Source organism: Enterobacter sp. PTB (genome assembly GCF_051130085.1).
GTDB classification, from domain to species: domain Bacteria; phylum Pseudomonadota; class Gammaproteobacteria; order Enterobacterales; family Enterobacteriaceae; genus Enterobacter; species Enterobacter ludwigii.
Map to the genome: position 1 here is coordinate 15777 of NZ_JBDKEE010000016.1, position 13174 is coordinate 28950.

16 protein-coding genes are annotated in these 13174 nt (G+C 55.3%); 7 read left to right on the forward strand and 9 right to left on the reverse strand.

Annotated features, from left to right (window positions below; genetic code table 11):
• Nucleotides 1-2: 2 nt before the first annotated feature.
• The 4 genes from nrdE to AAIR21_RS18550 form a co-directional block, all read right to left on the reverse strand.
• Nucleotides 3-2147 (reverse strand): class 1b ribonucleoside-diphosphate reductase subunit alpha, encoded by a 2145-nt coding sequence (nrdE, locus tag AAIR21_RS18535; RefSeq protein WP_183516673.1) that lies wholly within the window; start codon nt 2145-2147, stop codon nt 3-5.
• The gene (gene nrdI, locus AAIR21_RS18540) at nt 2120-2530 is read right to left on the reverse strand and encodes a class Ib ribonucleoside-diphosphate reductase assembly flavoprotein NrdI (protein WP_183516672.1); all 411 of its coding nucleotides are present in this window, start codon (nt 2528-2530) and stop codon (nt 2120-2122) included. Before nrdI ends, nrdE begins: the two co-directional genes overlap by 28 nt.
• Nucleotides 2527-2766 carry a glutaredoxin-like protein NrdH gene (nrdH, locus tag AAIR21_RS18545; RefSeq protein WP_020883865.1) on the reverse strand — a complete coding sequence of 80 codons (240 nt, stop codon included), beginning with the start codon at nt 2764-2766 and terminating at the stop codon, nt 2527-2529. The genes nrdI and nrdH overlap by 4 nt, the downstream gene beginning before the upstream one ends.
• A gap of 252 nt (nt 2767-3018) precedes the next feature.
• Complete coding sequence (locus AAIR21_RS18550) at nt 3019-3345, reverse strand: DUF883 domain-containing protein (RefSeq protein ID WP_014171314.1); 327 nt, start codon at nt 3343-3345, stop codon at nt 3019-3021.
• 160 nt (nt 3346-3505) lie between these two features.
• Between AAIR21_RS18550 and AAIR21_RS18555 the strand changes: the two genes are divergently transcribed.
• Complete coding sequence (locus AAIR21_RS18555; RefSeq protein WP_006811693.1) at nt 3506-3850, forward strand: DUF2002 family protein; 345 nt, start codon at nt 3506-3508, stop codon at nt 3848-3850.
• Nucleotides 3851-3882: 32 nt separating this feature from the next.
• Here the strand turns inward: AAIR21_RS18555 and alaE are convergent, their stop codons facing one another.
• Nucleotides 3883-4332 carry an L-alanine exporter AlaE gene (gene alaE, locus AAIR21_RS18560; protein WP_073396515.1) on the reverse strand — a complete coding sequence of 150 codons (450 nt, stop codon included), beginning with the start codon at nt 4330-4332 and terminating at the stop codon, nt 3883-3885.
• Nucleotides 4333-4825: 493 nt separating this feature from the next.
• Here alaE and stpA point away from each other — a divergent pair, with 493 nt between their 5' ends.
• Nucleotides 4826-5230, forward strand: a complete 405-nt coding sequence (gene stpA, locus AAIR21_RS18565) for a DNA-binding protein StpA (protein ID WP_044858472.1) — start codon at nt 4826-4828, stop codon at nt 5228-5230.
• Nucleotides 5231-5268: 38 nt separating this feature from the next.
• Here stpA and AAIR21_RS18570 read toward each other — a convergent pair whose 3' ends face one another.
• The 3 genes from AAIR21_RS18570 to AAIR21_RS18580 form a co-directional block, all read right to left on the reverse strand.
• Entirely contained in the window at nt 5269-5448 is a 180-nt protein-coding gene (locus tag AAIR21_RS18570; protein WP_014171310.1) for a hypothetical protein, read from the reverse strand.
• A 79-nt stretch (nt 5449-5527) separates the two neighbouring features.
• On the reverse strand, nt 5528-6049 hold the full coding sequence (locus tag AAIR21_RS18575) for a rhodanese family protein (protein WP_073396516.1): 522 nt from the start codon (nt 6047-6049) through the stop codon (nt 5528-5530).
• Between the two features lie 9 nt (nt 6050-6058).
• Nucleotides 6059-6358, reverse strand: a complete 300-nt coding sequence (locus AAIR21_RS18580) for an ArsR/SmtB family transcription factor (RefSeq protein ID WP_020883869.1) — start codon at nt 6356-6358, stop codon at nt 6059-6061.
• Nucleotides 6359-6537: 179 nt separating this feature from the next.
• Between AAIR21_RS18580 and AAIR21_RS18585 the strand changes: the two genes are divergently transcribed.
• Complete coding sequence (locus AAIR21_RS18585; RefSeq protein WP_032678825.1) at nt 6538-6696, forward strand: YqaE/Pmp3 family membrane protein; 159 nt, start codon at nt 6538-6540, stop codon at nt 6694-6696.
• Here AAIR21_RS18585 and AAIR21_RS18590 read toward each other — a convergent pair.
• Nucleotides 6693-7622 (reverse strand): LysR substrate-binding domain-containing protein, encoded by a 930-nt coding sequence (locus AAIR21_RS18590; protein WP_020883871.1) that lies wholly within the window; start codon nt 7620-7622, stop codon nt 6693-6695. The genes AAIR21_RS18585 and AAIR21_RS18590 overlap by 4 nt on opposite strands.
• Before the next feature lie 320 nt (nt 7623-7942).
• Between AAIR21_RS18590 and AAIR21_RS18595 the strand changes: the two genes are divergently transcribed.
• The 4 genes from AAIR21_RS18595 (at nt 7943) to AAIR21_RS18610 (ending at nt 13167) form a co-directional block, all read left to right on the forward strand.
• Nucleotides 7943-8548, forward strand: coding sequence for an ankyrin repeat domain-containing protein (locus AAIR21_RS18595; RefSeq protein WP_020883872.1), 606 nt, complete (start codon nt 7943-7945; stop codon nt 8546-8548).
• A 106-nt stretch (nt 8549-8654) separates the two neighbouring features.
• Entirely contained in the window at nt 8655-10196 is a 1542-nt protein-coding gene (gene fdrA / locus AAIR21_RS18600; RefSeq protein ID WP_183516671.1) for an acyl-CoA synthetase FdrA, read from the forward strand.
• Entirely contained in the window at nt 10196-11611 is a 1416-nt protein-coding gene (locus AAIR21_RS18605) for a DUF1116 domain-containing protein (protein ID WP_032680426.1), read from the forward strand. Before fdrA ends, AAIR21_RS18605 begins: the two co-directional genes overlap by 1 nt.
• An 11-nt stretch (nt 11612-11622) precedes the next feature.
• Entirely contained in the window at nt 11623-13167 is a 1545-nt protein-coding gene (locus AAIR21_RS18610; RefSeq protein ID WP_047742219.1) for a hypothetical protein, read from the forward strand.
• Nucleotides 13168-13174 lie beyond the last annotated feature (7 nt).

The window sequence follows — 13174 nt, forward strand, 5'->3', positions numbered from 1 at the left end:
CCTTACAGCGCGCAGGACACGCAGCCTTCAATTTCGGTACCTTCCAGCGCACGCTGGCGCAGGCGAATGTAGTAGAGGGTTTTGATCCCTCTCTTCCAGGCGTAAATCTGCGCCCGGTTGATGTCGCGCGTGGTGGCGGTGTCCGGGAAGAAGAGCGTCAGCGACAGCCCCTGATCCACGTGTTTTGTCGCCTCGGCGTAGGTATCAATAATTTTCTCAGGGCCAATCTCATACGCGTCCTGATACAGGGCCAGATTGTCGTTGGTCATAAACGGGGCAGGATAGTAAACGCGCCCGGTCTTACCTTCCTTGCGGATCTCAATCTTCGACACAATCGGGTGGATACTCGACGTGGCGTGGTTAATGTAAGAGATTGATCCGGTTGGCGGTACGGCCTGCAGATTCTGGTTATAGATGCCGTGGCGCATCACATCATCCCGCAGCTGCTGCCACATCTCGCGGGTAGGCAGGAGAACCCCGGCATCGGCAAAAAGCTGGCGCACTTTGTCGGTTTTCGGCTGCCAGTCTCCTTCCAGATATGGCCTGAAGTACTCACCGCTGGCGTAACGCGACTGTTCAAAGCCCGCAAAGCGCTGGTTACGCTCGCGCGCCAGCATCATTGAGGTATGCAGCGCATGCCAGGTAATGGTGTAAAAATAGAGGTTGGTGAAATCCAGTCCTTCCGGGCTACCGTAGGCGATACCTTCCCGCGCCAGATAGCCGTGCAGGTTCATCTGCCCAAGGCCGATGGCGTGCGAGGCGGCATTACCGGCTTCAATCGACGGCACGCTGCGGATGTGGCTCATGTCTGACACCGCGGTCAGCCCGCGAATGGCGGTCTCCACCGTGCGGCCAAAATCGGGGGAATCCATGGTGTGGGCAATATTCAGCGACCCGAGGTTACAGGAGATGTCTTTGCCGATGTCGGCGTAGTCCAGGTTTTCGTCATACGTGGATGCGCTGTTCACCTGCAATATCTCCGAGCAGAGGTTGCTCATATTGATTCGCCCGGCAATCGGGTTTGCACGGTTGACCGTATCTTCATACATGATGTACGGATAGCCGGACTCAAACTGAATTTCGGCCAGCGTCTGGAAGAAATCGCGGGCGTTAATGTACTTCTTACGAATGCGATCGTCGGCCACCAGATCGTGATACAGGGCGCTTATCGCCACATCACCAAACGCTTTCCCGTAAATACGCTCAATGTCGTAGGGCGAGAAGAGCGCCATCTCGGCATTTTCTTTGGCGAGCGCAAAGGTGATATCCGGAATCACCACCCCAAGCGACAGGGTCTTAATGCGGATTTTTTCATCGGCGTTTTCACGTTTGGTATCCAGGAAGCGCAGGATATCCGGATGGTGTGCGTGCAGATAGACCGCCCCCGCGCCCTGACGCGCCCCCAGCTGGTTGGCATACGAGAAAGCATCTTCCAGCATTTTCATGACCGGAATCACGCCGGAGGACTGGTTTTCGATGCGCTTAATTGGCGCACCGGCTTCACGCAGGTTCGACAGCAGAAATGCCACCCCGCCGCCGCGTTTAGAGAGCTGCAGCGCCGAATTCACCGCGCGACCAATCGACTCCATATTGTCTTCGATGCGCAGCAGGAAGCAGGAGACCAGCTCGCCGCGCTGGGCTTTTCCGCAATTGAGAAAGGTCGGTGTGGCGGGCTGGAAACGGCCGGAGAGCATCTCATCCATCAGGCGTTCTGCCAGCGTTTCATCGCCCTGCGCGAGCGTCAGGGCAACCATCACCACGCGGTCCTCGAAGCTTTCAAGATAGCGTTTGCCGTCGAACGTTTTCAGGGTATAGCTGGTGTAAAACTTCCATGCGCCAAGAAACGTCTGGAAACGAAAACCGCGGCTATGGGCCTGCCCGAACAGCGTCTCCACAAAGGCACGATCGTACCGGGCCAGCACGCGCTCTTCGTAATAGCCTTCCTTGACCAGATAATCGAGACGTTCGTTCTGGCTTGCAAAGGTCATGCTGTTGGGGCGGACGTGGGTGGCGATAAACGCCTCCACCGCCTCATGATCTTTGCCAAACTGAATGTGCCCCTCACGGTCATAGAGGTTCAGCATCGCGTTTAATGCGTGGTAATCCGGTGTCGCCTGAATTACATGTTCTGCGGTTGTCGTTGCCAAAATTCGTTCACTCCTTTACGCACGTTCTCTACGTCCTGCTGTGTCCCCATCAGTTCAAAACGATAGAGATACGGCACGCCGCATTTTTGAGAAATGACATCCCCGGCACGGCCAAAGGCATCGCCGAAATTGCGATTGCCCGCCGCGATAACGCCGCGAATAAGCTGTCGGTTGTGGGGATCGTTGAGAAAGCGGATCACCTGACGAGGCACGGCCCCCGCGGTGCCACCTCCACCATAGCTCGGGACCACCAGAATGTAGGGGTCGTCTGCCCGGATTCGTTCCCGCTCATTAAGCGGGATACGTATCGCAGGCAGCCCGACGCGCTCAATAAAGCGGAGCGTGTTTTCCGAGCTGCTGGAGAAGTAGACCAGCCCACTCATGCCCTGGCGGCCTGGGCGGCGAGGCGGTTAATCATGTCGGGGCGAAAGCCGGACCAACTGGTCTCCCCGGCGACGACGACCGGCAGCTGGCGAAAACCTTGCGCCCGCAGGGTATCGGCAGCTTCGGGCTGCAGGTCAATGTTCACCATCTCAAAGGCCACTCCACGGCTTTCCATTGCACGTTTTGTCGCGTGGCACTGAACACAATCGTTACGAGTGTAAATAATAATGCTCATGATTCGTATTTCCATTTAAAATGAGAGAGCGGCGCGAATCATCGCGTCAGGTTGTGTGTATCTTGCTAAAGGGAATACTAGATGTAGTTGTCGTAAGATTCAACCATACAAGATATGGGAATTTCAGATTGATATGGCCCCGATGATGAGCACAGCGGGGCAGGGCGGGCTGTACGGCTTTTTCAGGCGCGCAGGCAAAGAAAAGCCCCGGGGGCTAACGCGACCGGGGCGGATACGGACAGGCTGAGACGACTATTTGCGCAGGCTAAGCAGCGCCCCCACGAAGATACCCACCGCGGCTACCGTACCAAGCGTACAGAGGGGTTTTTCGCGAACGAAGGTATTGGCGCAACTGATGGCATCGCAGGCAGCCTGCGTGGTGCGCGAACGCCCATTCATGCGGGCGCGGGTTTCACGTAGCAAAGACTGAGCCTTACGTTTTGCGGCATCCGCTTCGTCCTTCGCACCGGAACCCCAGGATTTCAGCACTTCTTCCAGCGAGTCCGCTAATTGGCTGACATCGTTACGAATATCCTGCGTGTCGTCGTTAATATCGTTTCGGTTCGGTCTGTTAAACATACGATCCTCCGTAATTTTGCGTTCCCGTTTAGTTTAGTCCAGAAATTTAATATCTGAAGCGCGTCACGCGTTATCTGGCAGTTTATGGAATATTCTGAAAGCCCTGCTAATGCTGAATACTGTAAGGTTGCCGGGCAGGAAAAGATAACGAGGAAAAGATATGTATTTACGACCTGATGAGGTGGCGCGCGTTCTTGAAAAAGAGGGATTCACCATGGATGAGGTGACATCAAAAGCGTATGGATATCGCCGTGGCGAGAATTATGTTTACGTTAATCGTGAAGCAAGGATGGGACGTACTGCTCTCATTATTCACCCGACGCTGAAAGACAGAAGTTTGTCATTTGCTGAGCCTGCCTCGGATATTAAAACCTGCGATCATTATCAGCAATTCCCACTGTATTTAGGTGGTGAAACGCATGAACATTATGGTATTCCGCATGGCTTCAGTTCGCGTATGGCGCTGGAGCGGTTTTTGAAGGGACTGTTTGGCGACGTACAGTAAATCTGCGACTGGCATTCGCCAGTCGCCTCACATCATGCTTTGGCCTGGCTGTACTGGCTGACCTTAAACAGGCGGCGACAGTAGTCGAGAAAATAGCCATACACCGCACCCATCAGCATTGAAATCACGATATTTGAACTGACCGCAGCGACGATTTGATGCCAGTCTGCGCCCACTGTCAGCAGAATAGCCACGTAAACGGGTGACTGGAACGTCACGTATGCCAGAACGTCGGCGAGGTTTTTCACCCACCCTGACGGGCTAAGACGACGCGCAAAGCGCATGACCGCATCGCGGTATAATCCGTAAGGCCACGCAATAATAATGTTGACCGGAATTGCCACCAGACGAGAAGAAAGTGACTGCTCAAAGGACATTCCGGAGAGGAAAATTTCGATCAGCATGTTCACGACGGAACAGTAAACAACCATCGCGAAGGTATCCGCTACCGCATGGCGCAGGCGAGATTGCGGTGAGAACATGTCTGAACTCCTTGAGAAGAACACAATAGAAACGATTTTCCCTCAGCTGTTAGTGCTTTAGGTTGGTTTGTCAGGCGTGTATAGCGTATATCTCTGCCTTTGAACTAACAACTAGTTATTAATTTTTATTTAGTCGCGTTTTGTCCACAAAATTCTCTAAAATTGCGTGTTTTTTGTTCGGTTCGTTATAATCTGTCCCTGCCGTCAGTTTTTGTATGTAAATCAATCTGTTGATCTTGAACGTGTCGAAGCGAACGTTCTGCCCGAACAACGACAGTGCGGCATGCTTTGATTTGGATTAAATCTAACCGTTTATACTGAGATAAAGATTGAATCCGGCGGTATCGACAGTTATCCGCGGAAATTATTAAACGCGATATTTTAAAACATTTACATTTTTAGCAAGACGTGCCCGCGGGTAGATATTCCAGGCGAAATGAATTATTCTCTTGTCGATTTTTCGATTTACCCTAAAGAAAAGGTTTTCAAATATATGTCTTTGACGTTACAGAATCTTAATAATATCCGAACTCTGCGTGCGATGGCGCGTGAATTATCCCTGGACGTTCTTGAAGAAATGCTGGAAAAAGTCAGGGTCGTTGCTGAAGAGAAACGGAGTGAGCTGGCGGAATTAGAGCAACAACGCGCTGAGCAGCAGGAAAAAATTAATGCCCTGCTGGAACTGATGAAAGCTGATGGTATTTCACCGTCCGATCTCCTCGGTTCAGATTTGGCGCAGGCCGGTAAGCCAGCGAAAAAACGTAAACCGCGTGAAGCGAAATATCGCTTTATTGATCTCAACGGTGAAGAGAAAACATGGACCGGTCAGGGGCGTACGCCAAAGCCTATTGCCAATGCACTGGCAAATGGTAAATCACTGGATGATTTTCTGATTTAATCCATGAGCCGGGCGGAAGACACCGCCCGGTTGCCTGTTTAGCAGACGCCGAAATCACCCTCTTCGGTATACAGGGCCAGGTCTGCGGCCTTCAGGGTAAATTTCTCGCCTTGCTCATTGCTGGCCTGAACCGCCACAACGCTATCGCCGTTCACTTCGAGTACTTTCAGTTTTGGGCCGCCTTTACGCGGTTGCACATAATCACCGACAGAAAACATACTACCTCCTCATCGTTTCAATGATCTTCACCTTAGCCCACGTCTGATGCCGGGTACAGCGTATTTCACCGATTACTGCTTACGAGGTACGCCGGTTCCAGGGCATCACTTTCAGCAGTCTCGCCATTCCGCAAAACCCGGTCAGCCCGGCAAACAGCAGCCCGGCCCCCACAAAGCCGCTCAGCAGGAAAAAGCCGCTGGAGAGCGTAAAGCCCAGCACGACCCCGCACAGGGTGAGCAGCCCGGCGGCAATTTGCACCTGACGCATCAACGGCAGCGGCTGTGACGTGTCTTCCTGCGTGATCAACCCAGCCTGCTTCCACCCCTGAATTCCGCCTTCAACGATAAATGCCTGAGCAGGCGCGGCAGCCTGAGCAAGGCGGGCTGCGTTCGAGGATGTCCGGGCGCCAGACTGGCAGTGAAAAATCACCGTTTCGCCCGCGGGCGTCTCAAGCCCGCCGGGTAAGGTGTCCAGCGGCACGGACCGGGCGGCGGGAATATGCTCGCGGGCATATTCGTCGGGATCGCGAATATCGATCAGTTTTGCACCTTCAGCAACGAGCGCATTGGCCTGCTGGGGTGAAATGAGCGGTAGTGACATGGTGGCTCCTTACGGGCAATAGAGGCTTTTCAGGGTGCTGATCAGCTGATGCACCGCATCGTTTTTAATGAAATACAGGATGCGCTGCGCTTCACGGGTGCTGTCGATAAGCCCCTCTTCACGCATACGCGCCAGATGTTGTGACGTGGCGGATGGGCTAAGCCCCGTCGCCCGCGCCAGATCGCCCGCGCTGGTACCCGGTGTACCGCACAGCATGCAGAGGATCAGCAACCGACGCGGATTGCTCATCGCTTTTAACAGGGCTGCGGCCTGTCCGGCGCTGGCCTGAAGTTGTTCGAGTTCAGTCATATTAGTTTAGTCTTTACTTAATTAAGGAAACCCTAAACTAATGGGGAGGATTAAGCCAGTGTCAAAAGCGTAAAAGAGGGTAAAAGGGCGATAAAGAGATGGTGCAGGCCGTTAAACTGGCTACGCTTAGAGAATGTTCTCTTTTTTATTTTCAATTGGTTAGCTTGCACGGAGTCGTTATGGGTTTTTGGCGTATTGTCTTTACTATTATCCTGCCACCGCTGGGCGTGCTGCTCGGCAAAGGGTTTGGCTGGGCGTTTATCATTAACATCGTTCTGACCTTACTGGGCTACATCCCTGGTCTTATTCACGCGTTTTGGGTGCAAAGCAAAAACTAAGCGCGCCACAATAGATCGCTGTATATCCCGGTCAGCACGCCCTGTGGACCAAACTGCTGTTTGATCCAGCGCGTGACCTGGCCGGTCGCCGCATGCTGCGTGGCAAGCAGCATGCGTGAATCCTGACGCGGATTATTGATTCGCCGCGTGACCAGCAGCCCGTCCTCCACCGCCTCGCGGGCCATATACTCCGGTAAAAAACCAATCCCGTCCCCAAGGATCTGACACTGGCATTTGGTGTTGAAGTCGGGCACCAGAATCGCCTCCTGGCCGTGCAGCAGCCAGCCGACCTTCTTGTTTATGGTGTGCGCCGTGTCTTCCACCATGATGTTGGGGTACAGACGCAGCTGGCTTTCGGCTATCGGCTCCGGCACGAAGGCCAGCGGGTGTTCCGGCGCGATGGCGAATACCCAACGGATGGCACCGATCTCGGTGTAATCAATGCCGCCGCCGTCGAGCAGCGTATCCGGTGCGCCAATCGCGATATTGGCCTGGTTGTTGATGATGGAGTCCCAGACGCCGTTGTAGACCTCGGTCGTGACGGTGATCTGGCAGGTAGGAAACTGTTTTTTCAGCACCTGCAGCAGCCGTGCCGTATGGCGTGGGGTGTACAAAAGCTGGTTGATGCAGATGCGGACCCGCGCCTCAATGCCCTGCGAAATGGTGTCTATCCCGCGCTTAATGGCATGAAAATCATTCAGCAGGTCGGTCGCTTTACGGTAAAAGTAAAACCCCGACTCGGTCAGCTCAATGCTGCGCGTATTGCGTACAAACAGCACCACATCCAGCCCGGTCTCCATTCGCTTGATGGTGTAACTGATGGCAGAGGTGGTTACGCCAAGCTCGGTGGCGGCTTTGCTGAAGCTGCCAAAGCGTGCCGCCGTGGTGAAGGCCAGCAGGTTCTCTTCAGTAAAGATGGAATTCATATTACGGCTCCTGTTAGCCATCAGTTTTGAACATATTTTAACAGCGCTGTTACAACGCATATGACGGCGGTCACAGTTCTGATTATTCGCGCCGAGCCGCGTCATGTCAGGCTTCATCAGGCATAAGCAGAATGCTGTCTGAGGCGAATAAAAGCGCTAAAACATAAGTAAAACATTGCACGGCTGCACATTTTGGCTGAATTGTTGAATTTAACTCAATAATGAATTGACTGTCGATGAATGATTTTTAAGCGGATTCTTTTCTCACCAGGCTGTTGCTATTCTCAGGTCATGAGCAATACATCATGGGGAGTCTGAATATGTCTGCGAACGAACTCGTTACTGAATTTTTGCTGGCGGCAGAGCAGGGCAATATTGACGGGCTAAAAGCCTGCCTTGAAAAAGGTGTCGATATTAATGCCACTCAACGCCAGAAAAGAACGGCCGTTATTATTGCCAGTCTGAAAAAACATTATGACTGCGTGGCATTTTTAATTGCCGCCGGAGCAGATATTGATCAACAGGATCAGACCTGTTTTAACCCCTTCCTGATTAGCTGCCTGACAAATGATTTAACCCTGCTGCGGATAGTCTTACCCGCCAATCCGGATCTTGATCGCCTGACCCGCTTCGGTGGTGTCGGCATTACGCCTGCCAGCGAGAAAGGGCACGTTGAGATTGTGCGCGAGCTGCTGGAGAAAACCGATATTAACGTCAACCACACCAACTTCGTGGGCTGGACGCCGCTGCTGGAAGCGATTGTCCTCAACGATGGCGGCGCGAAACAGCAGGAAATTGTAAAGCTGTTACTGGATAACGGCGCAAATCCGCACATGACCGATAAATACGGCAAAACCCCGCTCGAACTGGCGCGGGAAAAAGGCTACCACCAGATAGCAGACCTGCTGCTGGCTGCAGGCGCGTAATTCCTTCGGCCAGCCTTTTCCGGCTGGTCGCTCATTCAGACAGTATTTTACCGACGTGCCTATTGCACGACGGCGGCCCCCTTTTATCCTCATTCAGGAGAAAATAATGCCCACCAAAATCGTCATAAAAAAGAATACCTATTTTGACTCGGTGTCATTGATGTCGGTTTCCACGAAGGCCAATAAATTGCCGGGCGTTGAGCAGGCTTTTGTGGCTATGGCGACAGAAATGAACAAAGGCGTATTAAAAAATCTCGGGCTATTAACGCCGGAATTAGCGGATGCCAAAAACGGCGACTTAATGATTGTGATTAAAGGCGAGGCGGCGAATGACGAAACGCTGGCAGCCATCGAAGCGCTTTTCACCCGCAAGGAGAGCGGCGGGAGCCATGAAGCGCGTTATGCCACCCTTGCCAGTGCGAAAACCCATCGTCCTGAGAGCAACCTGGTGGTGATTTCGGTAAACGGCACGTTTGCCGCCCGCGAAGCACGTCAGGCGCTGGAAAACGATCTCAACGTCATGCTCTTCTCCGACAACGTCAGCCTTGATGACGAGCTGGCGCTGAAGCAGCTGGCACACCAGAAAGGGCTGCTGATGATGGGGCCGGACTGCGGCACGGCCATTATCAACGGTACCGGGCTGTGCTTCGCCAATGCGGTGCGCCGCGGACCGATCGGTATTATCGGGGCGTCCGGGACCGGCAGCCAGGAGCTGAGCGTGCGGATCCATGAATTCGGCGGCGGCGTGTCGCAGCTGATTGGCACCGGCGGGCGCGATCTGAGCGAAAAGATAGGTGGCCTGATGATGCTGGATGCCATCGCGATGCTGGACGCTGACGACGCCACCCAGGTGATTACCCTCATCTCTAAACCGCCTGCGCCGTCGGTGGCAGAAAAAGTGCTGGCCCGCGCCCGCACCTGCCGCAAACCGGTGGTGGTCTGTTTCCTCGGTCGTCATCAGCCGCCGGCTGATGAAGGCAACCTGCAGTTCGCCCGTGGCACCAAAGAGGCGGCGCTGAAGGCCGTGCTGTTAACGGGGGTGAAAAAAGAGTCTCTCGACCTGCATCCGCTGAACTGGCCACTGATCGAAGAGGTGCGTGCCCGGCTGACACCCCAGCAGAAATACATCCGCGGCCTGTTCTGCGGCGGCACCCTGTGCGATGAGGCCATGTTCGCCGCGCTGGAAAAGTTCGACGACGTCTACAGCAACATTCAACCCGACCCGGCGAAACGGCTGGACGATATCAACGTCAGTAAAGCCCACACCTTCCTTGATTTTGGAGATGACGATTTCACCCACGGCAAACCGCACCCGATGATCGATCCGACCAACCGCATCAGCCGCCTGTTGCAGGAGGCGCGTGACCCCGAGGTGGGCGTGATCGTGATGGACTTTGTTCTGGGCTTTGGCGCGCACGAGGATCCGGTTGGCGTGATGCTTGAGGCCATAAAAGAGGCGCAGGCGACGGCGAAAGCCGATAACCGCCCGCTGGCAATTCTCGGCTATGTGCTCGGAACCGACCAGGACTCACCGTCCCTGGCACAGCAGTGTCAGCTTCTGACCGAGGCAGGGGTGATCTGGGCGAGCAGCAGCACCAACACCGGATTACTGGCACGTGAATTTGTCTTTAAAGGGGAGACTGCCTGATGACGACCTTATTTAACCAGCCGTTGAACGTGATTAACGTCGGTATCGCGCTGTTCAGTGCGGATCTCAAAAAGCAGCATATCCCCGTGACCCAGCTCGACTGGACGCCGCCGGGGCAGGGGAATTTGCAGGTTGTAGAAGCGCTGGATCAGCTGGCCCTTGCGCCACTGGCTGACAAAATCGCCGCCGCCAATAAGATTGCCCTTGAGCGCATTATCCAGTCCCATCCGGTGCTGGTGGGCTACGACCAGGCGATCAACGTTGTGCCGGGCATGACCCGCACCACCATTCTGCACGCCGGTCCGCCCGTCAGCTGGGAAAACATGTGTGGCGCAATGAAAGGGGCCGTGACCGGGGCGCTGGTGTTTGAAGGGCTGGCACGCGATATCGACGACGCGGAGCGCGTGGCGGCGTCAGGGGCGATCACCTTCTCGCCCTGTCACGAGCACGACTGCGTAGGCTCAATGGCGGGCGTCACTTCGGCATCGATGTTTATGCACATCGTTGAGAACAAAACCTACGGCAACCGGGCGTTCACTAACCTTAGCGAGCAGATGGCGAAGATCCTGCGCATGGGCGCCAACGACCAGAGCGTTATTGACCGCCTGAACTGGATGCGTGACGTGCTCGGCCCGATGCTGCGCGATGCCATGAAAATCATTGGTGAAATCGACCTGCGCCTGATGCTGGCCCAGGCGCTGCACATGGGCGACGAGTGCCATAACCGCAACAACGCCGGCACCACGCTGCTGATCCAGGCGTTGACGCCCGGGCTGATTCAGGCCGGGTATCCGGTGGCACAGCAGCGTGAGGTGTTTGAGTTCGTCGCCAGCAGCGATTACTTCTCCGGCCCGACGTGGATGGCGATGTGTAAAGCCGCCATGGATGCCGCACACGGTATTGAATACAGCACCGTGGTCACCACCATGGCGCGTAACGGCTACGAGTTCGGCCTGCGCATCTCCGGGCTGCCGGGGCAGTGGTTCACCGGCCCGGCGCAGCAGGTGATAGGGCCGATGTTCGCGGGCTACAGGCCGGAAGACTCCGGGCTGGATATTGGCGACAGCGCCATTACCGAAACCTACGGTATCGGTGGTTTTGCGATGGCCACAGCCCCGGCGATCGTGGCACTGGTGGGTGGCACGGTGGATGAAGCCATCGATTTCTCCCGTCAGATGCGCGAGATCACCCTCGGTGAAAACCCGAACGTCACCATTCCGCTGCTCTCATTTATGGGCATTCCAACCGCCATCGACATCACAAAAGTCGCGGGCAGCGGCATTCTGCCGGTCATTAACACCGCCATTGCCCACAAAGACGCAGGTATTGGCATGATTGGGGCGGGCATCGTTCACCCGCCGTTTAGCTGTTTTGAAAAGGCGCTGTTGACCTTCCGCGATCGCTACTTTTTATAAGGCATGCATCCATGAAAAACATGAAACTGGAGTGGAAAAGAGGTGACTGGGCGGCGTATTTCGGGTTGATGACCAACAACCTGACCAATTTGCTGACCATGATGGGGCTGCTCATTTTTGTCGTCGGCATCCCGAAGGAGATTGTTTATGGACGCATTGCGCCAGCCTTCGGGCTGGCGGTGCTGGTCGCGAGCGTCTGCTACGCGTGGTTTGGCCTGCAGATGGCGCGCCAGACCGGGCGTACGGATGTCACCGCGCTGCCGTCTGGCCCAAGCGCGCCGTCAATTTTCACCGTGACCTTTCTGGTGCTGATGCCGGTCTACCAGCAAACCGGTGATGCGGATTTCGCTATCCAGATTGGTCTGGTGTGGTGCTTCGTGGAGGCGATGATTCTGGCGGGCGGTTCGTTCCTGGGGGAAACCATCCGCAAGATGATCCCGCGTACCGTCCTGCTGTCGTGCCTGTCCGGGCTGGGCCTGCTGCTGCTGGCGATGAACCCGATGCTGCAGGCGTTTGAGGCGCCTACCGTGTCGTTCATCGTGCTGCTGCTGATCTTTATTAACTGGTTTGGTAAAAAGCCGATCTTCGCCAAAATCCCAACCGGCCTGCTCTTGCTGATTGCCGGTACCGCGCTGGCGTGGATCTCCGGTCTGCAAAGCCCGGAGGCCATCAAAGCCTCGATGTCGTCGTTTGGCTTTAACCCGCCGGAAGTGCATGTCGACAGCTTTATGCAGGGACTGCCGCACGCATTACCGTACCTGGCCTCTGCCGTCCCGCTGGGTCTGGCGAACTACATTTTTGACCTGGAAAACATCGAAAGCGCCCACGCGGCGGGGGATGAGTACCCGACCCGCAAGGTGATGCTGGCAAACGGGCTGGCCTCCATGCTCGGGTGTCTGATGGGTAACCCGTTCCCGGTGACGGTTTACGTCGGCCACGCGGGCTGGAAAGCGATGGGGGCCAGCATTGGTTACACGCTGGCCTCCGGTGTGACCATGTTTATCGTGCCGCTGTTCGGGCTGGGGGCGTTTATGCTCGCCATCATACCGATGACCGCCATCGTGCCGATTCTGGTGTTTATCGGGGTGGTGACCGCCAACCAGGTAGTAAGGGAAACGCCCAAAGTGGAGGTTCCCGTGATCTTCATCTGCCTGTTCCCGTGGATCGCCAACTGGGCGCTGACCATGATGAACAGCGTGATGGGCGCGGCGGGGACCAGTGCGGCGAAAATTGGCACCGACGTGCTGCACAGCAAAGGTATCTACTACCAGGGACTGGTGCATCTGGGTAACGGCGCACCGCTCGCCAGCATGCTGTGGGGCTGCATCGCTATCTTCGCCATCATCAACAAACCGCTGCGCGGAGCCGTGGCCGCCGCCGTTGGGGCGTTGCTGGCGCTGTTCGGCGTGATCCACGCGCCAGTGGTTGGCTTTGCTGAAGGCAGTTCGCTGATGTTTGTCACGGCCTACCTGATGATGGGGGGCATGTTTGTGGTGAAGCATTTTCTTGATAGCCGCGACGTGGTGAGCGCGGCAGCGCCGGTTTCGGAGTCCTGATAATGGC

Excerpts from the sequence above, each read along its gene's own strand:
- nrdI (WP_183516672.1), bottom strand. The coding sequence starts at position 2,530 with ATGAGTGGGCTGGTCTACTTCTCCAGCAGCTCGGAAAACACGCTCCGC.
- nrdH (WP_020883865.1), bottom strand. The coding sequence starts at position 2,766 with ATGAGCATTATTATTTACACTCGTAACGATTGTGTTCAGTGCCACGCG.
- AAIR21_RS18550 (WP_014171314.1), bottom strand. The coding sequence starts at position 3,345 with ATGTTTAACAGACCGAACCGAAACGATATTAACGACGACACGCAGGAT.
- AAIR21_RS18555 (WP_006811693.1), top strand. The coding sequence starts at position 3,506 with ATGTATTTACGACCTGATGAGGTGGCGCGCGTTCTTGAAAAAGAGGGA.
- alaE (WP_073396515.1), bottom strand. The coding sequence starts at position 4,332 with ATGTTCTCACCGCAATCTCGCCTGCGCCATGCGGTAGCGGATACCTTC.
- stpA (WP_044858472.1), top strand. The coding sequence starts at position 4,826 with ATGTCTTTGACGTTACAGAATCTTAATAATATCCGAACTCTGCGTGCG.
- AAIR21_RS18570 (WP_014171310.1), bottom strand. The coding sequence starts at position 5,448 with ATGTTTTCTGTCGGTGATTATGTGCAACCGCGTAAAGGCGGCCCAAAA.
- AAIR21_RS18575 (WP_073396516.1), bottom strand. The coding sequence starts at position 6,049 with ATGTCACTACCGCTCATTTCACCCCAGCAGGCCAATGCGCTCGTTGCT.
- AAIR21_RS18580 (WP_020883869.1), bottom strand. The coding sequence starts at position 6,358 with ATGACTGAACTCGAACAACTTCAGGCCAGCGCCGGACAGGCCGCAGCC.
- AAIR21_RS18585 (WP_032678825.1), top strand. The coding sequence starts at position 6,538 with ATGGGTTTTTGGCGTATTGTCTTTACTATTATCCTGCCACCGCTGGGC.
- AAIR21_RS18590 (WP_020883871.1), bottom strand. The coding sequence starts at position 7,622 with ATGAATTCCATCTTTACTGAAGAGAACCTGCTGGCCTTCACCACGGCG.
- AAIR21_RS18595 (WP_020883872.1), top strand. The coding sequence starts at position 7,943 with ATGTCTGCGAACGAACTCGTTACTGAATTTTTGCTGGCGGCAGAGCAG.
- fdrA (WP_183516671.1), top strand. The coding sequence starts at position 8,655 with ATGCCCACCAAAATCGTCATAAAAAAGAATACCTATTTTGACTCGGTG.
- AAIR21_RS18605 (WP_032680426.1), top strand. The coding sequence starts at position 10,196 with ATGACGACCTTATTTAACCAGCCGTTGAACGTGATTAACGTCGGTATC.
- AAIR21_RS18610 (WP_047742219.1), top strand. The coding sequence starts at position 11,623 with ATGAAAAACATGAAACTGGAGTGGAAAAGAGGTGACTGGGCGGCGTAT.